This is a genomic window from Arenibacter amylolyticus (assembly GCF_002150785.1).
In the GTDB taxonomy this organism is placed as follows: Bacteria; Bacteroidota; Bacteroidia; order Flavobacteriales; family Flavobacteriaceae; genus Arenibacter; species Arenibacter amylolyticus.
In genome coordinates this window covers 84,713-110,952 of sequence record NZ_MTAZ01000015.1, presented here as the reverse complement: position 1 = coordinate 110,952, position 26,240 = coordinate 84,713, and the positions used below count along the sequence as shown (strand labels likewise).

Below are 26,240 nucleotides of genomic sequence, written 5' to 3'. Positions count from 1 at the left end.
AGGATTTTTCTTTAATTTAATTAGCTATGAAATATTTATACATCCTTGGTTTTTTGTTGGTTTTAACCTCCTGTGCCCAAAAAGAACAGGCGAAAGAAAAGCAACCGAATATTATTTTTATAATGTCCGATGATCATGCGTATCAGGCCATTAGCGCCTATAGTGATAAGCTGATCCAAACCCCTAATATAGATCGTATTGCCAATGAAGGGATGCTCTTCACCAATGCTACGGTCACTAATTCTATATGTGCTCCCTCTAGAGCAGTAATCCTTACTGGAAAGCACAGTCACCTCAATGGAAAGATAGATAACCTCAGTAAGTTTGATACTACCAATGTTACCTTTCCACAGATTCTACAAAAGGCCGGCTATCAAACAGCCATGTTTGGTAAGCTTCACTTTGGCAATAACCCCAAAGGTTTTGATGAGTTTAAAATACTTCCTGGACAAGGTAGCTATTACAATCCTAGGTTTATTACACAAAAGGGCGATACCATTATCAATGGGTATGTAACCGATATTACTACAGATCTCGCTTTGGATTGGATGGAAAACCGCAGGATTCCAGAAAAACCATTCTTACTAATGTACTTGCACAAGGCACCGCATAGGGCTTGGTATCCAGACGAAAAGCATTATAAGGAATTTACCCAAAAAACATTCCCCTTGCCAGAAACGCTGTTTGACGATTATGAGGGGAGGGTGGCAGCACAAACCGCCGAGATGAATATTTTAAACCATATGCATCTTTCTTATGATAATAAGATAGCAGAGGATGTTTTAGACCGACTGGATATTAAGTCTGGCTTGAATAGGAACGAGGTATACCGAATGACACCAGAGCAGCGTAGTAGCTGGGACAGCGTGTATGGACCTATAAACGAGGATTTTGAGAAAAGGTATCCTGAAATGGACAATAAGGAGTTGATGGAATGGAAGTACCAGCGCTACCTTCAGGATTATTTGGGAACCATAGCCTCCGTAGATGATAATGTAGGCCGATTAATGACCTATTTGGATGATAATGATCTATCCGATAATACCGTAATTATTTATACCTCGGACCAAGGGTTCTACCTAGGAGAGCATGGTTGGTTCGACAAGCGTTTTATGTACGACGAGTCCTTTAAAACACCCTTGTTAATAAAATGGCCTAATAAAATTACCCCTGGAACTACCGAGGATGAAATGGTGCAGAACCTAGATTTTGCCCAGACATTTTTGGAAATGGCTGGCGTACATGCACCCGAAGATATGCAAGGGGAGAGTTTAGTGCCATTATTGACCGGAAAAAAGGAAAAGTGGGACAGGGATGCTGTTTACTACCACTATTACGAATACCCTGCAGAACATGCGGTGAAAAGACACTACGGTATTGCTACCAAGGAATACAAGATTATTCATTTCTACCACGATGTGGATGTTTGGGAACTTTATGACCGACTCAATGATCCTCAAGAAATGAACAATGTGTATAACGATCCTAAGTATGCAGAGGTGGTAGCAGAAATGAAACAAAAGTTGAAAGAAGTCCGTGAGAAATATAAGGACTCTGAAACCTTGGACAATCACTATATCCAATTGTACAAGGATAAAACGCATAGGAATTTAGAAGATTAAATTTGAGGCGGATAGGCAAGCTAGCTTAAAGCTTTGGTTACCAAAAAAAATGGCCCTATGAACATCACCTGTCACAGGGCCATTTCTTTTACACATATGTTGTTCTGCATTACTATTAGCCCCAGCTAAAATGTGTCTCGGTGAATGGAACTCTAAGGGCATTTTATTGGCTTAATCCCCTAGGTATAGGTAGTCTTGATTATGTCCTGTGGTTATAAATAGGAAGTATTAGCTTGTTTCAAGCTTTTTTCTTTGCCCACTAAATCGCAACACTAGATAACCCACAATACCGGAAACTCCGGAACCAACCATGATACCTACTTTTGCGGAGTCTACTATAACGGGGTTGTCTGCAAATGCCAGATTCGCGATAAAAATAGACATGGTAAATCCAACTCCAGCCAAGATGGCAACTCCCATAATTCGTTTAAAGGAAATATTGTCTGGTAAAATGGCCAGCTTCAATTTTACTCCTATCCAGGAGAATAAGGTAACTCCCAACAATTTGCCTACAAACAAGGCAATGGCTATATGGAACAATAAGGCGGTATCCATTTCCATACCGGTACCTACGGCTACCCCAGCGTTTGCCAATGCAAAGACAGGCATAATAAAATAGGCTACCCATCCATGCAGCTTGTGCTCCGAACGTTGTAAGGGCGATTTAAATTTGTTACCTAAGGCCTCCAGTTCGTCCATTTTAACAATTTGCTCACTGGATAGTACAGGAAGGTAGTCTCGTTCTGTTTTGGCAAATCCCTTGGAGATATCCGAAAGCTGTTCCATAAAGGAATCCATATCAATCTTTTGTCTTAACGGTACGGTGAAAGCCAGTAATACCCCAGCAATGGTGGGGTGGATGCCCGACTTAAAGAATAGGATCCAAATCACTATCCCTAAGACAATCATAACGTTTTTGGAGTATAGATTGCGGTAAGAGAGATAAAAAAGTAAGCCTAAGAGTAGAAAGGCATAAAAAAGTAGCATCCAATCTATCCCTGAGCTGTAGAACAGGGCGATGACGATTACGGCGCCTAAATCGTCTACAATAGCAAAGGCCGTTAAAAATATTTTTAAACTTAAGGGAACCCTGTTGCCCAAAACCTTTAAAATAGCAAGTGAAAAAGCGATATCAGTGGCCATGGGAATTCCCCATCCCGCCTGTGTTTCCGGAGAGTCGTTCAAGAGAAGGAACAAGCTCATGGGAATTAGCATTCCGCCAAGGGCCGCAAACATGGGGAGGGCCGCTTTGCGCAAGCTGTTCAGTTCTCCGATCAAAAGTTCCCGTTTAATTTCCAACCCAATTAAAAAGAAAAAGAAGACCATTAGGGCATCATTCACCCAATAGTGCAAAGGCAAAGTAAATTCGAAGGTTTCCGAACTTATACCCAAATGATAATGCCATAAAGCTTGATAGGAATCGGCATAACTGGAGTTTGCCCATATCATGGCTATAATGGTGGCAGTAAACAAAAGGATGCCACTAAAGCTTTCTATTTTAGAGAAATTCAGTAAAGGAATGAGTATTCTTCGCTTTATCATGGTTGGAGTTTAGTGCATTCATACGTAGTTACTCTCAAAAATAGTAATATTCTTTAGAATTTAATTAGGCTTGAGTATTTATTTTTATCTTTTAATAACCATCCTATACTGCTGTATTTACAAGGGGACTCTTGCTAAATTCAAGGAAATCAAATCCCTAATCGCCACCTCGATTTTGCTAAAAAGTTGTCATTCATTAACATATTGGGATATCCATTCTCCATACATAGTAGCGAGTTCTTTCACCTTCTCTTGGTTTTCCAATGCATTATTGTAAATTTCCGTTGGGTCATGGGCCATATTATATAATTCCCAAGGGGCGTTTTTTTGATGGCGGACTATTTTCCATTGGTCCAAGCGCATGGCCTCACTTTCCCTCCACTGCCAGAATAGGGGACCAGTACGGGTTAGCTTGGGATTATTAAAGACCGGCAATAAACTTTTGCCCCGTAGGGGTGTTATTCGCTGTCCATTATAATTCTGAGGATAGTGGGCCCCGGAGACCTCTAGAAAGGTAGCCATAAAATCTATAAAATGTCCTGGATAGTCCGTAAAGGTGTTGGGTTTTATTTTTTTAGGCCAGTAGGCAATTAGAGGGCTGTTTATGCCCCCTTCGTTATTGTAGTTTTTGTAGTGCCTAAAAGGGGTGTTGGCTACATTGGCCCAGTCGCCCCGTAGGGAGGTCCACCTGGCCATAGAGCCAAGTGCCGCAGTATCATCGTCATCCTTTAGGTTTACCACCTCTGCCGAAGCGCCATTGTCCGACACAAATAGAATTAAGGTGTTGTCTAAGGCATTTAATTGTTCTAGCTTATTTAAAAGTTTCCCTATGTTTTGATCTATCCTATCTATCATGGCTGCATATACTTCCATAACGGAAGCCTCATACGCCTGTTCCTCGGGAGACAGGTTTTCCCATTTTTGATGGGTAGGAGCAGAGAGGGTTACTTGCTCACCCAATAGTCCAAGTTGTTTTTGGTTTTCAAATCTTCTTTGTCTAACCTGTTCATAGCCCAGATCGTATTTCCCCTTGTATTTTGCTATGTCCTCTGGCCAAGCCATTAGTGGGTCGTGTGGCGCGGTATAGGAGAGGTAGAGAAAGAAGGGTTCGTCTTTTTTGCGAGGACTGTTCAAAAATTCCAGCGCATAGTTGGTAAAGTAATCGGTGGAATAGAAATCGCGTTCCTTAGGTGTATAGGGTCTTAATACGGTGCTATCTATGCCCCATTGCCGATCATTTCTTTTTTGAGCCGGTTTTGGTTCCCCTTCTCTCTGCTTCCCTGGATTAAAGTGATTGAAAGCTCCGTCTATTAATCCGTAAAACCGTTGAAACCCCCTGTCATAAGGATTTTCCATTCCATGGTGTTTGCCAGAGAAATAAGTGGCATAGCCTGCCTCCTGCAAAACCTCTCCCAAAGTTACCGCGTTGCGGATGGGGTTGGTATGGGTTTTATCATAGCCGCAATCCTGTGCGTATACACCGGTAAGCATTGCGGCCCTAGAGGGGAAACATTTCCCTGCATTGTAAAAACTCCTGAATCGCATTCCACCTTGGGCAAGTTGGTCTAAATTTGGAGTATTTATTTCTCCGCCGTAAGACCCTAGGTCGGACCACCCCATGTCATCCACCGAAATTAATATGATGTTGGGTTGCGCATGTTCTACGGGCTCTGAACAGTTTAAAAGAATTAGTAAAAGTGGTAAAAGGTAAAAAATGGAGGTGCCATGGGAAAAGGGGTTCCCAGAAGTATAAGAAGGTGGATGCTTAGTCATTGAATTACTTATAAGATACTATTTGGATAAAGATAGAAAATCCCAAAGAACAGTAGCTGTAGATTTGTAAGTAGGTGCCTTATAGCGTCCACGGGAAGAATTCAATGACGGATTGAGTCTTCCCCTAAATTAAAGAGTGGATCACCGCTTAGAGACATAGGACTTGAGTCCCTAAATCTTGCCCGGTTTTCCAGCTCCTATTCCCATATACATTTTAAGCACGATGATCACAAGTAGAAGTAGTAAGGAGGTGGTCCATCCACCGGTAAAGTCGTACAGGCTGCCAAAAACAATGGGGCCGGTAGCTGCAATCACGTATCCAATGGATTGCGCCATACCAGACAATTCCGTGGCGGTATCGGAATCTTTGGATCTTAAAACTATAAAAAGAAGGGCCAAGCCAAAAGTGCCCCCTAGAACAAACCCAATCAAGGTTACCCATAGGGCAATAAAGCCCAGTGTAGGTAGCAATAATCCCAACACCCCAATAATTTCCACTAGCATTAAAACAATTACAATATGGCGTTGGTCTTTTCGTTTACCGGCCCACAAGGGAATAATTATAGAGCCAATAATTCCCGTTGCCTGGGAAAGAGAGAGCATCCATCCGGCATAATCGGCATCGTACCCTCTACTTTGTACCATGGCTGGGAGCCATGCTAGAATTACATAAAAAGTGAGGGATTGCAAGCCCATAAAAAAAGCGATTTTCCAGGCTTTTGGGGCTTTTCCCAGCGCCTTCATAGCGGCTCTATAACTTCGTTTTTGGTCCGAGATTCCTATCCTCGAAAGTTGGGGAATCCATAATAGGAAACCAATTACAGCCAAGATGGCCCATACAGCTAAGGAACCTCTCCAACCTAAATTTGTGCCGTCTGCCAAAGGAACGCTTACCCCAGCGGCTAAGGAGGCTCCAATGGCCATAACGCTAGAGTAAAGGCTGGTAACAAAACCAGATCTGGTAGAGAAATTCCGCTTTGTGAGACTAGGCAGTAGTACATTTCCAAAAGCGATGGCAATTCCAAACAGCAGCGTCCCTAAATAAAGGGGTAAAATTCCTGGTATAGACCTAATTCCTATGCCAATGGCCAATAGGAACAAGGCTCCAAACAAGGTGCCAGCAATGCCAAAACGCCTCGTAAACAATGGGGTGAGGGAAGAGACTACCCCAAAGGCAATTAAAGGCAGGGTGGTTAACAAACCCAACATAGAACTGGAAAGACCGGTAGCAGTCCGTATATGGCTTACCAACGGCCCAACACTGGCAAGGGCAGGCCGTAGGTTAATAGCAATAAAAAGGATGCCAATAATCAATAAAATATCATTACGGCTAAACGTTTTTTCCTTTTTTGTGGGCTTGGTTACTGGCATGGAGTAATTAATAATTTAAAGCTATGCGAAACGTAAAAATAAGCAAACATAAGGAGGATATCTTCCTGCCGCTGTATTATTTGGCCCACCAGAGTTCAACGAATTTGGAAGTTTTCCTAATTGGGATATTTAACCAATGAATCTCTTAATTGCTCCAGGTGAATCATCAGGTATTTTTCAGATTAAGTTTTATACCACTTTAGATTAACGTACTTTTATAAGAAATAGCAGCTTCCAATGTCCATAGAGAACATACCTGAGATATATATTGGCGAATCTAACACCACTACAGACCTTTTTGTGCACGAGTTTAAGATGACCAGTGATGTGGTAAAGAGCAAGGTCAATTTAAGTATGAATATGTTCAGTTTCCTACAAGTGGGGAAAAAGCAGGTGCACTTTGCGGATACAGCAGTTGCCGTTAATCAACAGCAGTCGTTACTACTTAAAAAAGGAAATTGGCTATGGACCGAATTGTTAGATATGGAAGCCATTTATTATTGCAAACTTTTCTTTTTTTCCGAAACTAAACTACGTCAATTCTTAAGTAAATACACCAATGATGTAGAACCCTATCAGGAAAAGGTGCCTTATTTTGTGATTGAAAATGATGCGTACATCGCCTCTTACCTAAAAACCTTGGCCGTGATTTGTAAAACTTCGCACAGATCAGGGGATACCTTATTAAATCTGAAATTTGAAGAAATTATGCTGTATCTCCTCAATAAATACGGGGAAAAGTTTGAGTATTACCTGCACTCATTGATCAGCAAGGAAGTGTCCTCCTTTAAAAAGGTAGTGGAGAGTAATGTGTATTCAAATTTGAAATTGGAAGAAATCGCCTTTTTATGCAATATGAGTCTTTCTACCTTTAAACGCCATTTTAAGTTGGAATATCAGGTAGCGCCAGGAAAGTGGCTTCAGGATAAACGACTGCAAAAAGCAAAGGACCTGCTGCAGGAGGGGGAGTTATCCCCTTCAGATATTTATATGGAAATAGGGTATAATAACCTATCTAATTTCAGTACAGCCTTTAAAAACAAGTTTGGAATTAGTCCAACGGAAATACCCAATTAGATACTATCGTTCCACCAAACATCCGTTTTACCTAAATTACTTGGCAAAATAGCTAGTGGTAGTTACGACCATCCCAAGGGTGTCTCAATAATATTTTCTAAATAAAGCTTATAATTCGTAGATGACCCTAAAAAAGGAACTAAACTTTTCCTCACTTTTGGTAATGGGAAATCCGGTAACGATCCCTAAGGCCAAGTCCTCATTAATCTGCAGTTTTGCTTGGGGACGCATGGTCATTTCCAACTCACCATGAATCCATTCTTTATTGAATTCTATCCCTAGGAAATGGGAAGTATTTGGAATTTCATAATGAAATGAGGTATTTAGCTGCCAATCCACATGGGTAACATCGGTACCTAATTCATGTTTAAAAAGGGGACCGGTAAAAATTAATGCATGTAGCTGTTGGCCTAATCCTTTGGCTGCAATGAAAAAAGGACTGTATACTATCTCCTTAACAAACAGGCTGCTGTCATAACTGCTAAAATCTGTAAGCTCAAATATTTGTGCATATCCGAGAGCCAAGGTGGTCTTATGTTTGGGCGATACGTAAAAGGAGTATTGTGCCGAAAGTTTTAGGGCTTCCATCTTGTTTTTTGGAATATTCTTATTATCGCCATATCCATCAAAAAAAGAAAAACCCACTTCAAATTCGAGGCCTAATCGGTGAATGGGCGCAAATTCATACTCGGCTAAAACGTCAAACTGACTAAAGGTACTTGTGTTGGCAAAATCGGCCCCCAAATTAAGCTCCTTTTCTCCTTTCCTAGCTCCAAGATCACGAACCAAATCTATAAAAAGTGGCTCTATATGGTGTACTTTTACGGGGAGCTCTGGCTCAGTCTCTGTTTGCGCAATCCCATTTAGGCTTAGAAATAGTAAACCAACGAGTAGCATCCCATATTTAATATAAGCTACTTTCATCATAGATGTCTAATTTTTGGTTATGTAGTTAAAGTGCTATATATCGTGTTTGGGAGAGGATATGTGATATATTCCTTAAAGATAGTGATTTTTCACCATTGGAATTAGTTAAAAATTGCGTTTTTAACAAGCCGGGTATTTCTATAGTCTTACTATATGTATTGTCTTAAACTTCCTTATAAAACAATCCTTCTTCCATGATTTATCCCTGAAAACTACCCCTATTAGTCCAAAAGAAATCTCGCTGGACAAATGCATATTCACGAGAATATTTGTTTGTCTAATTAAAAATCTATAAACTGTGGTTGGCTGTTTATGTAGTAGGTATGGCCTAGGTAATTACATTTCACAATAAAAATAATAAAATGAGCAGGGGTTTTGTTAAAGAAGAAGATCAGGAAGAAATTCCAATAGTGCCTCCAAGGGCGCATTTACCTGAAGGGACTACCAACTATGTAACTCAGGTGGGTATGAATGCATTGTTGGAAGAAAAGGAAGTACTTATGGGAGAATTGGGAATGGTAGAAAGTGAAAATGAAAACGAGCGTAGGATTGCTATAAACCATATCAATGCAAAATTAAAACTATTGAACAATAGAATTGCAACCGCTAAAATAATCCCTTTAGAAGATCAGCCCAAGGAAGAGGTTAGGTTTGGCGCAACTGTGAGTTTAAAGATAAAGGCGACTAACAAAACTCAAAGGTTCCAAATAGTGGGCGTGGATGAAGCAGACATAACAAAGGGTAAGATTGCTTTTATCGCTCCTTTGGCTAGGACCTTAATCCAGAAAAAGGTAGGGGAGAAGGCCATTTTAAAGTTAGCAAAGGAAGAACGGGTTTTTGAAATATTGGAAATTAGCTACGTTTAATAAGTCGATAAGTACTTATGAGTCTTTTATCATGGAGACTAAGGGGTTACTGTGGCGTGTTGCCTTATTAACTAAAGCATCCTGTTAACTAGCAATAGCTAGGTGATAATTATAAGGTCGCAGGTAGAGTTGGGAACACCGTCCCATGAAAAAAGGGAAATCCAAAGGAATAATTATCGGTATCTTTGCAATTTTCAATAACTTGAGGCATATAATTATTACTTTCGAGCAAAATTCTTAAAAAACCACAATTAGTTTGAATCTTTCAGAGGAGAAAAAACAGCTTATAGAAGAAATAGGTATTGGATTTAGTGAACGCATGGGGGTTTCCCCGCTGGCGGCAAGGATCTACGGTCTGTTAACATTATCATCCTATGACGGACTCTCCTTCGAAGAGATTAGAGATGCTTTGGGAGCAAGTAAGAGTTCTACCTCCATTAATCTTAATGTACTTACCCAATTAAAATATGTAGAGTACTTTACCAAGCCAGGGAATAGAAAACGGTTTTTTAAAATAGCTAGGTACTTTCAAAAGAACTATTTGCAGCAATACGCGCAGTCCTTAACTAGAGAAGTAGAACTTATCGATAAGATTAATGCCTATAATCTAAGCCATTACCCCGAAAAGTTTGTGAATGAAAATTCTATGGGCACCATTATGCAAGAGTATACCAAGGCGCAACAACAATTGGTAGCACAAACTCTTAAGAAAATGACCCACTTCCTAGACGGTCAAGAACAATAACCCCTATATTTATTAGCTACCAATCACTTACCTCTGGGCAAGCCCATTGAGCATGGGACGAAAACTACTTTGAATAGTTAACGCCATCCTGAGTGGAACGGGGAGCATTCAACCTGCACTTAGTGAATAAAATTTAACAAAACATTATTTCGATTAGTTCTTAATGAAGCGAACTAAAGAGTAAGTTTGTGGAGAATTTAATTCAAAAACACAACTACTGAAGTCATGAAAATAAAAATGATAGCTGTTTTAAGCATTGTCCTTAGTACCATAAGCTGTAATACCCAGAAAAATATTGCTGGTGAATCGGCTCCAAACAATGAAAGTAAAATGGAAGTACAGTCAGAAATAACTAATACAGAATGGATCCTTACAGAACTAGAAGGGGAAAAAGTGGCTCTAGACCAAGCACATGATAGAAATGTCCGATTCACACTAAACGGTGAGGATAATACTTTTAGCGGATATTTTGGATGTAATTCAGGTTTTGGGAGTTTTACTCTAGCAGAGGGAAATAGGATTCGCTTTAGTGAAATGGGGGTAACTCGTATGGCTTGTCCAGATCAGACTATAGATGAGTCACAGGTATTGGAAGTATTTAAACTTGCCGATAACTATACCTTTGATGGTACCACGCTTAGGTTAAATGTGGGAAGAAGGGCACCCTTGGCAGTTTTTAAAAAAGCAGCGGTGCAAAAAGATCTTATCACAGAAAAATATTGGAAATTGAAAACCTTGGAAGGTAAGGAAGTGAAGATGGCCGATAATCAAGAACGTGAGATTTATTTTATTCTTAAGGCAAATGAAAACAGGGTTACTGGTTTTGCAGGTTGTAATACTTTTCAAGGGGGATATACCCTCGAAGAAGGGAATCGCATTAGATTTTCCCAAGTATTAGCTACTCTTAAGGCTTGTCCCGATGTTCCGTTTAACGAATCAGAATTTCTAAAGGTGTTGGAGTTAGCGGATAACTATACCATAAACGGTGATACCTTGATGCTTAATGTGGGAAGAAGGGCTCCTTTGGCAGTTTTTGAGGCGGTTTATTTTGATTAAGCTTGGTTTATCAACCTGCAATTAATCAGGAGTTTAACTTACTTGATTCTAATTAAAATATAAATATTTTTAAAAAGCAATTGCATGGAGCAATTGCTTTTTAACTTTGCGGATTATGGGAAAATTAATCGATAACAAATGGTTTCTCCTCATCGTAATAGCACTGACCTGGGGGAGTTCTTTTATCTTAATTAAAAAGTCGCTCTTAGTATTTTCACCCTATGAGATTGGTGCCATTCGTGTAGGTGTCTCGGGCCTTATTATGGCTTACTTGGGGATTCCAGCATTGAGAAAAATGTCTAAAAAAGTGCTGTTTTGGGTGATTGTGACCGGTTTTTTCGGAAATTTCTTGCCAATGTTCCTTTTTCCCTTGGCGCAAACAAAGGTGAGTAGTTCCTTGGCAGGAATACTGGATTCACTAGTCCCAGTGTTTGTTTTGGTTTTCGGATTTATATTCTTTGGGATCCGCAGCAGGTATATCCAATTTGTGGGTGCAATAATTGGCTTTTTAGGAGCGGCCAGCCTAATGTACTTCTCGGAAACAAGTACGGAAGACTCCCAATTATTTTATGCTTTTCTAGTGGTTTTGGCTACGGCTAGTTATGCTGTGAGTGCCCTAATTATAAAAGAAAAATTACAGAATCTTCCCCCTCTGCAGCTATCTAGTGCTGTTTTTACGGTATGGATGCTTCCTTCTTTTCTCATCCTAATCTTATCCGGTATTTTCCAAAACTTTCAAGCTACCCCAGAAGCCTATGAAGCTGTGGGATACTTGGCAATTTTAACTATTATGGGTACCGCCATTGCTATGGTGCTATACTATAGGCTTATACAGAATACCTCTCCGGTATTTGCCAGTACCGTAACTTATTTACTTCCCTTAGTAGCCGTTATATGGGGACTTTTAGATGGTGAAAAGTTTACCGTATGGTATATGTTAGGCGGATTGTTGATTCTTGTCGGAATCTATCTGATTGGTAAAAGTAAACAATCAGCTGGTTCTACTGTATAGTAATTAAGCCCTTTTGATTTCCCTTTTAGAAATTCTGCAACTATGTACTGTTGTGTAATGAGTTGATTGTTAGTAGATAAGGGTCGAATTATTCCTTCCGTTAAATTTAACAAAACATTAAATTTTATTGGTTCGTAAGTTTACGAACTAATCGTAATTTTGTCCGATAATTATAATGAGATGAAAGAGGTAATTCCAAAAAAGGACGTACTGATAGAAGAAATAGGACTTAATTTAGAGGAAAGGGCTGGTTTGGCACCTTTAGCTGCGCGCATATATGCCACAACCTTACTTTCCTTCGGTAATGGATTAACATTTGATGAGATTATAGCGCTTACTGCAGCTTGTAAAAGTTCTGTTTCTAGTAATATTAATGTCCTGTTGCAATTGGGGTATTTGGATTATTACACCAAAATAGGGGACAGGAAGCGTTATTTTAAAACTACAAATAATTATGTGGGCAGTGCAATAAAGCAATACGAAAGTATGCTTCTTAAGGAGTTGGATATTGTACGTAAAATTAAAGACTTCTACCAACATAACAATTCAGAAAAATTTAATGACACCCTATTCGTGGGTGGTTTATTTCAGGAATACTTGGAAGAACAATTAAATTCCACTCGACTCAAAATAAACGAAATAGAGCAATTCCAAAATCAACAATAATCACTTCAAATCACACAAAATTGATAGTCCAAACTAATTCGGACTACCATCTTAGTTTAAACAAAGAATCAATTATTCAACAAATGAAATGAGCATGTCCGAAATCTGGTCGCCAGCCCGAAAGATTCATTCTGGCGGTCAAATGCGAATGAAGATATGCGAATCGCACCCGCCAGAACGACCTAGTCGGGCTGGTATGACCGTTATAAATCAATAAATATCTACAAATGAAAACAACTTTTAAATCTGCCATTCCCATTTTAATATTAACTTTCTTAGCTTCTTGCGGAAGCGATAAATCGGGACAACCCGGAACAGCGGCCATGGCTGCACTTCCCTTTCCTGTTATGGAGGTTCCTATCAAAACCGTTACTTCTTACACCAATTATCCTACTAAAATAGAGGGTATTGTCAATAGTGAAGTCCGCGCCAAGATATCCGGATATATTACTGAGGTACTGGTAGATGAAGGCGAAAAAGTTAAGAAGGGCCAGCCTCTTTTTAGATTGGAAACCCAATCCATGACTCAGGATGCTGCAGCGGCAAAAGCAAACGTTGTTGCTGCTGAGGTAGAAGTAAATAAATTGAAGCCATTGGTGGCTAAAAATATTATTAGTCAGGTGCAATTGGAAACCGCGAAAGCTAAATTACAGCAAGCCAAAAGTGCGTATAATAGTATTGAAGCCAATATTGGCTATGCTACCATAGTAAGTCCGGTAGACGGTTATGTGGGGTCTATACGCTTTCGTACGGGAGCTTTGGTAAGTCCTACCAATCAAATTCCCTTAACTACCGTTTCCAACATTAGTAAAGTCTACGCGTATTTTTCCATGAATGAGAAGGCATATTTAGACTTTTTACAAAATGCTGCTGGGACTACCAAGGAAGAGAAGATTGCAAACCTTCCAGAAGTAACTCTCTTACTGGCCAACGGAAGGGAGTTTAATCAAAAAGGGAAGATCGAAACTATTAATTCCCAAATAAACCCCAATACGGGAACTGTTAGCTTTAGGGCACTTTTTAATAATGATGCCGCATTGTTAACCAATGGTAATAGCGGTACCATTCAAATTCCCACTGTTTTTGAGAACACCTTGGTGGTTCCACAAGAGGCTACTTTTGAACAACAGGAGAAGACTTTTGTTTATACCGTTTCAGAAGATAATACGGTTAGCGCCAAAGCCATTGCGGTAAAAGGTAATGCTGGACCTATGTACATCTTAGAATCGGGCCTCGTAGAAGGGGAGACCATTGTTGCCAAAGGGGTGGGTAAATTAAGAAACGGAAGCCCCATAACGCCACAGAAAGTAGACTTTGACCAGGTGGCACAGTTAAGAAAAACGGAGTTTAGAAATTAAAATTCATAAGACAGAGAAAGCATGATCAAGACTTTTATCACCCGTCCTGTACTATCTACGGTAATTTCCGTAATCATAGTAATTTTGGGATTGCTGGGATTAAGTTCCCTTTCCGTAACCCAATATCCGGATATTGCCCCACCTACCATTCAGGTTACAGCAAGCTATCCTGGAGCCTCTGCGGCTACCATATTGGAAAGTGTAATAATTCCTATAGAAGAACAGATTAATGGGGTAGAGGGGATGACCTATCTCACCTCTACGGCCACCAATAACGGAACCGCGGCCATCACCGTATATTTTAAACAGGATGTAGATCCAGATATTGCGGCGGTAAACGTGCAAAACCGTGTTGCCCGGGCAAATCCCTTGCTGCCCCAAGCGGTAAGGCAGACGGGGGTGCTTACCCAAAAGCAACAGACCAGCGCCCTAATGTTCATTAGTTTTTATACCGATTCTGAAGAGTACAACGATGTTTTCTTGCAGAATTACCTAAAGATTAATGTAGTACCAGCCTTTCAACGGGTAGATGGAGTAGGGGATGTAAACGTATTTGGAAGTAAGGATTACGCGATGAGAGTGTGGTTGCAGCCCAACAAAATGGCGGCTTATGGATTATCGCCTTCCGATATTAATCAGGCTATAAACGAACAGAGTCAGGAAGCGGCAGCAGGAACCATTGGTGAAAATCATGGAGAGGCATTCTCCTATGTAATTACCTATGACGGTCGCTATAGAACCGAAGCGGAATATGGAAATATTGTGATCAAGGCCCTAGGGGATGGACAGTACCTCCGATTAAAGGATGTGGCAACCATTGAGTTGGATGCGCAATCGTACTCCAGTAGCGCCAAAACCGACGGAAATCCTAGTGTGGCTATGGCCATTTATCAAACTCCTGGTTCCGATGCCCAAAAGATCATTGAGGAGATTAAAACAGAACTCAAGACATTGGAAAAAGGATTCCCCGATGGCATCAGCTATGTAATTCCTTATGATACCAACGAGTTTTTAAATGCTTCCGTCAACAAAGTGATAAAAACTTTTATAGAAGCCTTTTTACTAGTTTTTGTGGTGGTCTTTATTTTCTTGCAGGATTTTAGATCCACCTTAATTCCGGCTATTGCCGTACCAGTATCCATTATAGGTACCTTCTTTTTCTTAAATCTTTTTGGTTATTCTATTAACCTGTTAACGCTGTTTGCACTGTTACTAGCCATCGGTATTGTGGTAGATGATGCCATTGTAGTGGTAGAAGCAGTCCACGCCAAAATAGACGAGGGTGCCAAGGATATGGAAAAAGCCACCATAGAGGCTATGGGCGAAATAACCGGAGCTATTATATCTATCACCCTAGTCATGGCTGCAGTTTTTGTACCTGTAACTTTTATCACAGGGCCTACCGGGGTATTCTATGAGCAGTTTGGGATTACGCTAATCGTGGCCATCTTAATTTCTGCGGTTAATGCCCTTACTTTAAGTCCGGCATTATGTGCGCTATTATTAAAGCCCCACACAGAGGAAGAAAAGAAAAAAACATTCCTACAGCGGTTTTTCCATGCCTTTAACCTAGGCTTTGATGCTACTGTAAAACGCTATGGGAAATCGCTCGGATTTTTATACCGTCATAAATGGATCACGGGAGCTATTCTTATAGTTTCTGTTGCGGGGATCGTATGGGCTTCTAACACCACGCCATCTGGATTTGTACCGGATGAGGATAGAGGGTTGGTGTTTGTGAACATAGAATTGCCACCAGGGGCCTCCATAGATAGAACGGCCGAAGTAAACCGTGAAATATATGGTAAAATAAAAGATTTACCTGGAGTAAATAGTGTTACCCTCATTAACGGAATTAGTTTAATTAACGGAGCAGGTAATAACTATGGCTTAGGGTTTATTAAATTGGACGATTGGAAGGACAGACCTACTGATGACCTGTCTACCAAGGCCATTACCGGAAAGCTGTTTGGTATCGCCGCCACTGTTTCCGATGCTAAAATAATATTCTTCTCACCCCCAAGTATTCCTGGTTTTGGAAATTCTTCGGGAGTGGAAGTGAATCTACTGGACCTATCTGGTGGGGATTTTAGTGAGTTAGATCAAGTGAATAAAGAATTTATAGGGAAGTTGATGCAAAGGCCCGAACTTATGTATGCCCAGTCGTCCTTCAGTACGCAATATCCTCAGTATAAATTGGATATCAACGTGCCCTTGGCAAAGGATTATGGGGTCAATATAAACAGCATTTTCAATACCCTTCAGGGGTATATAGGAAGTATTTATGCGGCAGACTTCTCCCGTTTCGGGAAACAGTACAGGGTTTATATTCAATCCCTGCCCGAGAGTAGGGCCCAAAAGCAAGATCTAAACAGTCTTTATGTGAAAACTAAAAGCGGGGAAATGGCGCCCATTACACAGTTTGTAAGTGTAGAGCGGGTGTATGGTCCACAGTCGGTAACACGTTTTAACCTCTTTAACTCAACGAAGGTAACTGCAGCGGTAAATCCTGGGTTTAGCACAGGAGATGCAATTACTGCGGTAGAAGAGGTAGCAGCGGAGCTTCCAGCAAATTTCAGTACGGCCTATTCCGGACTTACTAGAGAAGAGATCAATGCAGGTAACCAAACCACTATTATATTAATTTTGGTAATCGTTTTTGTTTACTTCTTGTTAAGTGCCCAATACGAGAGTTATCTATTGCCCTTTGCCGTGTTGTTTTCCTTACCATTGGGAATTTTCGGGGCCTTTATATCCACCAAATTCGCAGGGCTGGAAAATAATATCTACTTCCAGATTGCCTTAATTATGTTAATCGGGTTGCTGGCAAAGAATGCTATCTTAATTGTGGAGTTCGCTATTCAAAGAAGAAGAAGGGGAGAAACCATCGTAAATTCTGCCATAGATGCTGCTAAAGCAAGGTTACGACCAATTTTAATGACTTCCTTCGCCTTTATCTTTGGACTGCTGCCGTTGGTATTGGCCTCAGGTGTGGGGGCCGAGGGTAACCGAGCCATAGGAACTGGAGCGGTTGGAGGATTGTTGATAGGTACTGTGTTGGGAGTTTTTGTGATTCCTATTCTATTTATCCTATTCCAGTGGTTACAGGAAAAAGTAGGCAGAAAGTCAAAAAATGAAGTTTTGGAAATTACAGAAGAAGTTTAAACATATGAGAACATCACATTTAACAAAGTATTTAATTATCGCCAGTATGCCAGTACTATTGGTATCCTGTTTTTCCGCAAAGGATTATGTACAATCAGACCAGGCTATTATTGAGGAAGCCGCGTTTAGAACAGATCAAATTGCTCAGGATAGTGTAAGCATAGCGGAGGTATCTTGGAGAGATCTCTTTACAGATCCTATACTTACACAGTATATAGAGCAGGGACTGCACAATAATATGGACATCCGGGTAGCCTTGCAGCAAATTGTTGCTGCAGAGGCAACCCTAAAGCAAGGGAAAGCGGGCTATTTGCCAACATTTTCCGCCAATGCAGGGTATATTCATCAGGAATTGTCAAAAAACAGTCCTATGGGAGCCCTTGTAGGTAGTTCACAAGATCAGTACGAACTTACAGGAAGTTTGGCATGGGAGGCAGATATTTGGGGCAAGATCCGAAGTAATAAGAGAGCTTCTGAAGCTTCTTACCTACAGACGGTAGCCGCTCATCAGGCTGTAAAGTCCCGACTTATAGCGAACATCGCATCCGTATATTATCAATTGCTTACCGTAGACGAGCAGATGACCCTTACAAAGCAAACCATAGCTACTCGTAAAAACAGCTTGGAAACTACTAAAGCATTGATGGAAGCGGGACAGGTTTCCCAAGTGGGGGTGAAACAGACAGAGGCACAGCTTCATACCGCTAAAGCGATATTGGTCGACCTTAAAAATCAGGCATACTTATTAGAAAACACGCTATCCGTGCTACTAGGGGAAACGCCTAAAGCCAAGGAAAGGACTGTGTTGGCAGATCAGCAGATTTCTACAGAATTGGTCATTGGGGTACCTGCGCAGTTATTGAGCAACCGTCCGGATGTTATGGTGGCCGAATTGGAATTGCGAAAGGCCTTTGAGCTTAGCAATGTGGCAAGGAGTAATTTCTATCCATCCCTAACCCTTTCGGCTACAGGAGGATTTCAGAGCCTGAATTTTGACCAACTGTTCAGTGCTAATTCCCTTTTTGCCAATTTGGTAGGGGGGCTTGCGCAGCCTATTTTAAATGGAAGAAAAATCCGCACCCAATATGAAGTGTCTAAGGCACAGCAGGAAATGGCTAGTTTAAATTTTAAACAGGCCGTACTTACTGCTAGCAAAGAAGTTTCCGATGCCATGTTTTCCTATAATTTGGCAACGGAGAAAATCGCCATAAAAGAAAAAGAATATGAAGCCTATGCCATGGCTGCGGAGTATTCACAAGAATTATTGAACAATGGATTGGCTAATTATCTAGAGGTGCTAAGAGCCCAGGAAAACACCTTGAATTCCAGCTTAGATCTGGCAAATACACGAAATGGACAGTTGCAATCTGTGGTAGATTTATATAAGGCCTTGGGCGGCGGTTGGAATTAAGTTTTAGGGTACTTAGTACTTCAAAAAACGGTGTTGTGCTGATGGGATAAATAGATTAGGATGTAATGGCCAAAAGTACCTTTTGGCCATTCAAAAACAGATAATGGAAACAAATCTATAAAAAAATTGTAATAAGCGGTGATTTTTACCATTAATTTTAAATTTAGACCCAGATGTTCACCTAATTTATAAAGAAGGGTTATTTTTGCGAAAACCGTAAAGAGGGACCTATGCACTTAACCATCGAGAATATTTTATTAGTTGGATCATTACTCCTATTAATCAGTATTGTGGTGGGAAAGACCTCCTACAAATTTGGGGTTCCTACCTTATTACTGTTTTTGGGGGTTGGAATGCTGGCGGGTGCAGACGGACTTGTAGATATACACTTCGACGATCCTAAGATCGCGCAATTTATAGGGATCGTATCCTTAAATTTTATACTGTTTTCCGGAGGGTTAGATACCAACTGGGGCGAAGTGCGGCCCATCCTTAGGGAAGGGGTGGTGCTATCTACGGTAGGGGTGTTGCTAACGGCAGTCTCTATAGGGACCTTTGTCTATTATATTACGGATTTTACTATTTATGAAAGCATGTTGTTGGGCTCCATTGTATCCTCAACGGATGCAGCAGCGGTTTTCTCTATTTTAAGATCTAAAAATCTCGCCCTTAAAAAGAATCTAAGGCCTACCTTGGAATTGGAAAGTGGAAGTAACGATCCCATGGCCTATGTGCTTACCATTTCGTTCTTAACTTTGGTGGTGTACCAAGACCAAAGTATTTGGTCCGTTGTACCCAAGTTTTTACAGCAGATGGTAGTCGGTGCTATTGCCGGATTTGCCTTTGGAAAAATCAGTAAATACGTTATAAATAGGATTAAGTTGGATTTTCAAGGGCTTTACCCCGTTTTGGTTATCGCCCTGATGTTCATCACCTTTTCCGCCACCGATTTTGTAGGCGGAAACGGTTTCTTAGCCATTTATATCTGTGCGGTGTACCTTGGTAATCAAGATCTTATACACAAGCGCTCTATACTAAAAATGTTTGATGGTTTGGCTTGGTTGATGCAGATTGTACTCTTCCTAACCCTGGGTCTTTTGGTGTATCCTTCCCATATTATTCCGGTAATAGGGATAGGTTTGCTTATCTCACTCTTTTTAATCCTTGTTGCCAGGCCCGTTAGTGTAATGCTAAGCCTTATGTTCTTTAAAATGAAATTTAGGAGACGGGTTTATATCTCTTGGGTTGGTCTACGGGGTGCGGTGCCTATCGTATTTGCCACCTACCCGTTGCTTGCGGGGATAGATAAGGCCGATATGATTTTTAATATCGTATTCTTTATCTCCGTTACCTCCGTACTTATCCAAGGGACCACGCTGTCTGTGGTGGCAAAATGGTTACGAGTTGCCCTACCTGCACAGGAGAAAAGAATGACCGCTACCGATATGTTGTTGATGGATAATCCAAAAACCTTGCTAAAGGAAATCCCTGTTGGGACCGACTGTTATGCGGCGAATAAGCAAATTGTAGAGTTGGGCTTTCCAAAGCACGCTATCATTGCCATGATTAAAAGAGACGGCGAGTTTATTACTCCTAATGGATCTACTATAATTGAAGATAAGGATACCTTATTTGTGCTAGCAGATAAGGAGGAAATTATAGACGAAGTGAATAGGGTGCTGAGAAAATAAATAAGAAAGCCCATGTTAATAATAACTAACATGGGCTTTCTTGTATGTTATACTTCCTTTGTTTTACTCACTAAGTGATATTTGAACCTACTAACATTTAGCTTTTCGTTTCGTTCAGGAAGACTTCCAGTTAATATCAGTAGTTACCTTCCCATACCACTTGGGATTGTCCGTACAATTCAGGCGGGCTTGCCCGTACTGTATAGGCGGGCTTTCACAGAGGTTATGGACTAAGGTTTGGCAATGAGGATATAATATTCCCAAGGGGCCAGATCCAGGTTGGCAGTACCTTCAAACTCTAGGTCTGATGAATATAGATAATCCTGATACTTTTCGCTTAAGGGTAGGCTAAACTTTATGGCAGTATCACTGAAGTTGCCAATAAAGATAACTTTGTCTTCCTTGTTTTCCCTGCTGAACGCTAAAATAGAGGCATCCTCGGAGGTGTTTATACGCTGATAAGTACTTAGTTCTTCACTGCTATTTAAGGCTCCGTTGTTGTTTTTTAGAGCACCTAAACGCACCAATAAATCAAAATAGGCACCTTTTGTTTTGGGGATGGAATCTTTCTCGAAAAACTTGAGTTGATGATTCATATCGTATTCCTGTCCAGAGTAAATTAAGGGCATGCCAGGCATAAGATAGGTGAGGGCCGTAAAGATTTCTTTGCTGTCGGGCATTCTCTCCTCCAAAGTACCACTCCAAGAATTCTCATCGTGATTGGTAATGAAATTCATATTGATTCCACCATCTTTTAGCGTGGCACTGGTTTTAACCATGTATTCATCAAAATCGGAAACATTTTTTGTGCCCTTCGCAATCTCATTAAATATATGGTGTACTTCCCATCCATACTGCATATCAAATCCATTTTGCAATAATTCTGGTTGCTCAGCTTCCGCTAGCATAAAAAGAGGTTTTATTTTTTCCATTTTGGCTATGGCCTCCTTAAAAAATGCAGGAGGTACCTGATGGGCTACATCCATACGAAATCCATCAATATTGGCCTCTTCTACCCAGAACTTCATATCGTTAATCATTTCCTTACGCATCTCCATATTGTCGTAATTTAAATCTGCCACATCGGTCCAGCCCCAAGACTCTCCCGTATCGGGATTGAGAGGGTCTATAATTTCCCCTTGGTCGTTTTTAGTATAGTATTCTGGATGCGCTGTTATCCAAGGATGGTCCCAGCCTGTATGGTTGGGCACCCAATCTACAATAACCAAAATCCCGTTTTTGTGAGCAGTATCTACCAACTCCTTAAAATCTTCTAGCGTCCCAAATTCAGGATTTACGGCCTTATAATCCGAAACCGAATAATAGCTTCCCAAATACTTTTTACGTTCTTCCTCATCTTCTATATCGCTGGTAAACGTATCCCCAGTGGCTTTTCTTTTAACTTCAGAAATGGGGTTTATGGGCATTACCCATAATACCTTAACGCCTAGTTCCTTTAAAACTGGTAGGTCCTTGGTAAAGGCCTGGAAAGTGCCTTCAGGGGAATATTGCCTGATGTTGGCTTCATATATAACGGCCGTTTCTTTAGCTTCTGTAATAGAAATGGGAGACGTGTCTTTTAAGACCGTTGCTGGTTGGGGTTTTTCCTTACAAGAAAATAATATCGCAATAAGGAAGAAAATGGCAAATGGGTTTTTCATTATATTCAATTTAAGTTTACTTTAATTTAGTGGTTAATAGGGTAGCTCCCCTAGAGGAAAGATCTATGTTGTCTTTCCAGACATGGGTCGTATTGGTTAACACATTTCTCAAGGTTTTTCCTTGAAGTCCAAGTTCCGCGTAAGGAGTGAGATCCAAGGTGTAAGGATCCTTGTTTTTGTTGATTATGAGGGTCACAATTTCGTTCTCATACATTCGGGAAAGTAAATAAACCCCATTAGTTGGTGCAAAATGAATGGTTTTTCCTTTGTGGATCGCTTCGCTCTCTTTTCTATAATTCAATAGACTTTTTAGAAAAGACTGCATGTTTTTTTGATCCGTGCTTAGATTTTCACCTGTAAATGCATTTACGGCGTCTCCTTCCCATCCGCCAGGAAAATCGGTCCTAATTAAACCGTGATCTCCAGGTTTTTTGGAGTTTTGCATCAATATTTCTGTTCCGTAGTACAGCTGGGGAATTCGAGGCAATACCAAAAGATAGCTAAGGGCCATTTGGGTATCCACTAGGTTTTCGTTCAACTGCGTATATACACGGTCCATATCATGATTGTCCAAAAAGGCCACAATATCTTCGGGAGAAGGGTATGCAAAATCATTGGCGAGTCCTTCATACATTTTAATTAGGCCAGAATTCCAATTCTCTTCTTCTTTAATACCTTCAATAATTAAATTTTGCATAGCAAAATCCATCGTAGACCTTAAATTGGAATTATAGCCGTCCCTATTCTGGTTGCCCTGCTGCCAGTAGGCAATTAGAAGAGGGTTGTTGCTCCACTCTTCCCCGACTATACTGAATTGGGGATATTCTGTCATAATTTCACCTGCCCATTTAGCCATAAACTCTTTGTCTGGGTAGGGGTAGGTATCTTGCCTAATTCCCCCGAGTCCTAAAGTCTCTATCCACCAAATACTATTTTGAATAAGATACTTGGCCATAAAGGGGTTACGCTGATTTAAATCGGGCATAGTATCCACAAACCATCCATGAGTCATGGCCTTCTTGTCCTGTTCCGAAGCATAGGGATCCTGATTAGTAGTTCTCCTATGGTTAGAATGGGGAATGATTTCCTGGTTTTCAAACTCTCCTTGATAATTAAACCAATCATCAAAGGGAAGGTCTTTCATCCACCAATGCTCCAATCCGCAATGGTTGGCCACTTGGTCCATTATTATTTTAATACTCTTTTCCTTGGCCTTGTTTACCAGTTCCTTATAATCTTCCAAGCTTCCAAAGCGGGGATCTACGCCATAAAAATCGGTGATGGCATAGCCGTGATAGGATTGTTCCTCCATATCATTGGTTAATAAGGGAGAGGGCCAAATTGCGGTGAAACCCATCTTTTCAATATAGTCCAAGTGATTTGTAATTCCCTTAATATCGCCTCCATGGCGGGCATAATCCTCATTTCTATCTACCGTTTGCTCTCTTAGAAAGGGGAGTCGGTCGTTTTTAGGGTCAGCATTGGCAAACCTATCGGGAGTAATCAGATAAATAGCGTCCGAACTATTAAATCCAACAAATTCTTCACTAGATCCATTCCGCCCTTTTAGTTCATAGGTATGCGTTTTTATTAGGCCGTTCTGGAAGGTAAAGTTGATAGTGAACTTTGTGGGCTTTAAATCCTGGGAAAACTCCAAATCTAAAAATAAATAATTGGGACTTTTGCCCTCAGTTATTTTTTTTATGGAAATTCCGTCTTCGTTAATCTCTGGAATACTTTTAGCAATATCCGGATCCTTTACCAACAATTGCAATTCCCTGTTTTTAAAACCAATCCACCAATGGGGAGGCTCTACCCGTTCAACACCAATCCCTTCGGTAATGTGGGGATCCATTGACTTCCCCTTGCCTTCCGTGGAGCAAGCGGAAGTGATCCACAGTATCGCAAAGCAGAAAGCGAAATGTTTATATCTCATTTAAGCTTACTTTATAGGGTAACACTGTTATTTTTTGAAATAGCTACCGATTTACCGTTCACGGATAGCTGTAATTCCTCTCCTTGTACCAAGGTAAACTTGGTTTCATTCTTGGAAACGGTGACTTTAATGGTACGGTTTCTAAAAATAACCTTAAAGGAGTACGATTCCCATTGACTTGGAATTTTGGGTTGAAACGTTAAAGTATCTTCTACTACTCGCATTCCCCCAAATCCCTCAACAATACTCATCCAAGTACCTGCCATTGAGGTAATGTGTAGGCCTTCTTCCACCTCTTTATTGTAATCGTCCAGATCTAATCTGGATGTCCTTAAATAAAAGTCATAGGCCTGATCCATACGGTCCAATTTAGCAGCAAGGATGCTATGTACACACGGAGATAGCGAACTTTCGTGCACCGTAAAAGGCTCATAAAAATTGAAGTGACGTTCTATTTCTTCCGTCGTAAACTTATTTTCAAACAGATAAAAACCTTGTAAGGTGTCTGCTTGCTTAATATAGGGCGACCTTAAAATTCGGTCCCAAGACCAATGCTGATTTATTGGAAGCTGTGATTTGTCTAGACTGTCTACCGTTTCAAGCTCTTTGTCTAAAAAGCCATCTTGCTGTAAAAACACCTGATGTTCCTCGGAATAAGGAAAATAAATATTATCGGCCACCGACTTCCACATATCAGTTTCCGCTGAGGTAAGCGCTACTTTAGATACAACCCTATGGTAATCTGCCTCATAGTCCTTTTTTACCGTTGCCAAGGTCTCTAGGGCGTATCGCAAGCACCATTGTGCAATATAGTTGGTGTACCAATTGTTATTGATGTTGTTTTCGTACTCGTTGGGTCCCGTTACGCCTAGTATTACATATTTATTCCTAAAAGTAGAGAAGGTTGCCCTTTGTTGCCAAAAGCGCGCAATGGCAATCAGAACTTCCAAACCTTTTTCAGGGATATAAGAATAGTCACCCGTATAGCGATAGTAGTTATACATTGCGAAGGCAATGGCACCGTTTCTATGGATTTCCTCAAAAGTAATTTCCCATTCATTATGGCACTCCTCCCCATTCATGGTAACCATGGGATATAATGCAGCCCCATTGGTAAAGCCCAACTTTTCAGCATTCCCTATAGCTTTTTCTAAATGGTTATATCGGTATTCCAAAAGGTTTCTCCCTACTTGCTGCTCCTTGGTAGCCATGTAGAATGGAAGACAATAGGCCTCCGTGTCCCAATAGGTACTACCTCCATATTTCTCACCAGTAAAGCCTTTGGGGCCAATATTTAATCTGGCATCTGTACCTAAATAGGTTTGGTTTAGTTGAAAGATATTGAACCTAATGCCCTGTTGTGCCTTAATATCACCTGTAATGGTGATGTCTGCGGTTTCCCAGATTTTGTCCCAAGCAATTCTCTGAGTCTCCAAAAGATTGGAAAACCCCAAATTTATAGCTTTCTTAAGGGCCTTTTTTGCTGCTGGGATCAAATTCTCCTTGTTGTGATACCTATCCGTAGTGTAACCTCCATACTTATGGATGCTAAATATCTGATGCTGTTCTATTTCTGCGCTGTAATGAAAAGTTAGCTGTTTATCTAACTTTTCTACGGTGGGACTGAGATCTACTTGTAAGCCATTGATAAAACACTGCGACTGCATAAAGGTGCAGGTGTGGAAATTTGTTTTTAGGGTATGTGCCTCAATAAAGGCCATGGAATCTTCTTGGGAGACTTGCGTAATTTCCCAAAACTTATCGTCCCAGTTGCTATCTGCATTGGTAATGCCCGCATCTAAATAGGGACTATAGGTAATCTTAGCGTCTCCAGATAATGGGGTAATATTAAAAGAGATGGTTCCAACCTCGTCTAAGCTTAGGCTTAAAAAACGTTTGGTCTCTACCTTAATACTGGTGTCATTCTTTAAGGTTGCTGTAAAACTTCTGGACAACCACCCTTCCTTCATATTTAGCTCACGCCTAAATTGTGATACGGATTTGCAGCTGAATAGGTCCAATTCCTCCCCATTTATTTTAATGTTGATTCCAATCCAATTAGGAGCGTTCAATACCTTGGCAAAATACTCAGGATACCCGTTTTTCCACCAGCCAACCCTTGTTTTATCTGGATAGTAGACGCCAGCTATATAACTCCCTTGAAAGGTGGGACCAGAATAATGCTCTTCAAAATTTGCCCTTTGTCCCATGGCGCCATTGCCCAGACTAAATAAACTTTCCGAAGATTTAACCATTTCCGGATTAAACCCTTCCTCAATAATGGACCACTCATTAGGTACTATATAATCTTGATTCATTGCAGTGTTTTTAATAAAAATAAGATTGTGTTCTTAAATTGTT

18 protein-coding genes are annotated in these 26,240 nt (G+C 40.6%); 11 read left to right on the top strand and 7 right to left on the bottom strand.

The features are described from left to right. The first annotated feature begins 26 nt into the window (after nucleotides 1-26). Nucleotides 27-1,622: a sulfatase family protein gene (locus BV214_RS07800; RefSeq protein ID WP_086476944.1), complete on the top strand. Its 1,596-nt coding sequence runs from the start codon at nucleotides 27-29 to the stop codon at nucleotides 1,620-1,622. Between the two features lie 228 nt (nucleotides 1,623-1,850). Here BV214_RS07800 and nhaA read toward each other — a convergent pair whose 3' ends face one another. The 3 genes from nhaA to BV214_RS07785 all read right to left on the bottom strand — a co-directional run bounded on the left by nhaA (nucleotide 1,851) and on the right by BV214_RS07785 (nucleotide 6,308). Then, a complete protein-coding gene (nhaA, locus tag BV214_RS07795; RefSeq protein ID WP_086476943.1) occupies nucleotides 1,851-3,164 on the bottom strand; it encodes a Na+/H+ antiporter NhaA in 1,314 nt (437 codons plus the stop codon). Nucleotides 3,165-3,353: 189 nt separating this feature from the next. After that, nucleotides 3,354-4,937, bottom strand: a complete 1,584-nt coding sequence (locus tag BV214_RS07790) for an arylsulfatase (protein ID WP_086476942.1) — start codon at nucleotides 4,935-4,937, stop codon at nucleotides 3,354-3,356. A gap of 171 nt (nucleotides 4,938-5,108) precedes the next feature. After that, the gene (locus BV214_RS07785) at nucleotides 5,109-6,308 is read right to left on the bottom strand and encodes a CynX/NimT family MFS transporter (RefSeq protein ID WP_086476941.1); all 1,200 of its coding nucleotides are present in this window, start codon (nucleotides 6,306-6,308) and stop codon (nucleotides 5,109-5,111) included. Between the two features lie 237 nt (nucleotides 6,309-6,545). Between BV214_RS07785 and BV214_RS07780 the strand changes: the two genes are divergently transcribed. After that, nucleotides 6,546-7,385, top strand: coding sequence for a helix-turn-helix domain-containing protein (locus BV214_RS07780; RefSeq protein ID WP_086476940.1), 840 nt, complete (start codon nucleotides 6,546-6,548; stop codon nucleotides 7,383-7,385). A gap of 108 nt (nucleotides 7,386-7,493) precedes the next feature. Here BV214_RS07780 and BV214_RS07775 read toward each other — a convergent pair whose 3' ends face one another. Further along, nucleotides 7,494-8,312, bottom strand: coding sequence for an HAEPLYID family protein (locus BV214_RS07775; RefSeq protein WP_140157739.1), 819 nt, complete (start codon nucleotides 8,310-8,312; stop codon nucleotides 7,494-7,496). Nucleotides 8,313-8,674: 362 nt separating this feature from the next. Between BV214_RS07775 and BV214_RS07770 the strand changes: the two genes are divergently transcribed. The 9 genes from BV214_RS07770 (at nucleotide 8,675) to BV214_RS07730 (ending at nucleotide 20,282) form a co-directional block, all read left to right on the top strand. Next, nucleotides 8,675-9,178 carry a GreA/GreB family elongation factor gene (locus BV214_RS07770; RefSeq protein ID WP_086476938.1) on the top strand — a complete coding sequence of 168 codons (504 nt, stop codon included), beginning with the start codon at nucleotides 8,675-8,677 and terminating at the stop codon, nucleotides 9,176-9,178. Between the two features lie 256 nt (nucleotides 9,179-9,434). Further along, nucleotides 9,435-9,923 (top strand): GbsR/MarR family transcriptional regulator, encoded by a 489-nt coding sequence (locus BV214_RS07765; protein WP_086476937.1) that lies wholly within the window; start codon nucleotides 9,435-9,437, stop codon nucleotides 9,921-9,923. Between the two features lie 225 nt (nucleotides 9,924-10,148). After that, nucleotides 10,149-10,979, top strand: a complete 831-nt coding sequence (locus BV214_RS07760; protein WP_086476936.1) for an META domain-containing protein — start codon at nucleotides 10,149-10,151, stop codon at nucleotides 10,977-10,979. 115 nt (nucleotides 10,980-11,094) lie between these two features. Continuing rightward, nucleotides 11,095-11,991 (top strand): DMT family transporter, encoded by an 897-nt coding sequence (locus BV214_RS07755; protein WP_086476935.1) that lies wholly within the window; start codon nucleotides 11,095-11,097, stop codon nucleotides 11,989-11,991. 180 nt (nucleotides 11,992-12,171) lie between these two features. Continuing rightward, nucleotides 12,172-12,657, top strand: a complete 486-nt coding sequence (locus BV214_RS07750; RefSeq protein ID WP_086476934.1) for a GbsR/MarR family transcriptional regulator — start codon at nucleotides 12,172-12,174, stop codon at nucleotides 12,655-12,657. Between the two features lie 227 nt (nucleotides 12,658-12,884). Further along, on the top strand, nucleotides 12,885-14,015 hold the full coding sequence (locus tag BV214_RS07745) for an efflux RND transporter periplasmic adaptor subunit (RefSeq protein ID WP_086476933.1): 1,131 nt from the start codon (nucleotides 12,885-12,887) through the stop codon (nucleotides 14,013-14,015). A 21-nt stretch (nucleotides 14,016-14,036) separates the two neighbouring features. Next, complete coding sequence (locus tag BV214_RS07740; RefSeq protein WP_086476932.1) at nucleotides 14,037-17,180, top strand: efflux RND transporter permease subunit; 3,144 nt, start codon at nucleotides 14,037-14,039, stop codon at nucleotides 17,178-17,180. A gap of 4 nt (nucleotides 17,181-17,184) precedes the next feature. Further along, nucleotides 17,185-18,591, top strand: coding sequence for an efflux transporter outer membrane subunit (locus BV214_RS07735; RefSeq protein ID WP_086476931.1), 1,407 nt, complete (start codon nucleotides 17,185-17,187; stop codon nucleotides 18,589-18,591). Nucleotides 18,592-18,821: 230 nt separating this feature from the next. Further along, a complete protein-coding gene (locus BV214_RS07730; RefSeq protein WP_086476930.1) occupies nucleotides 18,822-20,282 on the top strand; it encodes a potassium/proton antiporter in 1,461 nt (486 codons plus the stop codon). A gap of 230 nt (nucleotides 20,283-20,512) precedes the next feature. Here BV214_RS07730 and BV214_RS07725 read toward each other — a convergent pair whose 3' ends face one another. Genes BV214_RS07725 through BV214_RS07715 form a run of 3 tightly spaced genes read right to left on the bottom strand, consistent with a single transcriptional unit; the run spans nucleotide 20,513 to nucleotide 26,197 of the window. Then, nucleotides 20,513-21,943: an alpha-amylase family glycosyl hydrolase gene (locus BV214_RS07725; RefSeq protein WP_086476929.1), complete on the bottom strand. Its 1,431-nt coding sequence runs from the start codon at nucleotides 21,941-21,943 to the stop codon at nucleotides 20,513-20,515. Nucleotides 21,944-21,959: 16 nt separating this feature from the next. Further along, nucleotides 21,960-23,879: a glycoside hydrolase family 13 protein gene (locus BV214_RS07720; protein WP_176328479.1), complete on the bottom strand. Its 1,920-nt coding sequence runs from the start codon at nucleotides 23,877-23,879 to the stop codon at nucleotides 21,960-21,962. Nucleotides 23,880-23,890: 11 nt separating this feature from the next. After that, the gene (locus tag BV214_RS07715; RefSeq protein ID WP_086476927.1) at nucleotides 23,891-26,197 is read right to left on the bottom strand and encodes a glycoside hydrolase family 65 protein; all 2,307 of its coding nucleotides are present in this window, start codon (nucleotides 26,195-26,197) and stop codon (nucleotides 23,891-23,893) included. Nucleotides 26,198-26,240: the final 43 nt, after the last annotated feature.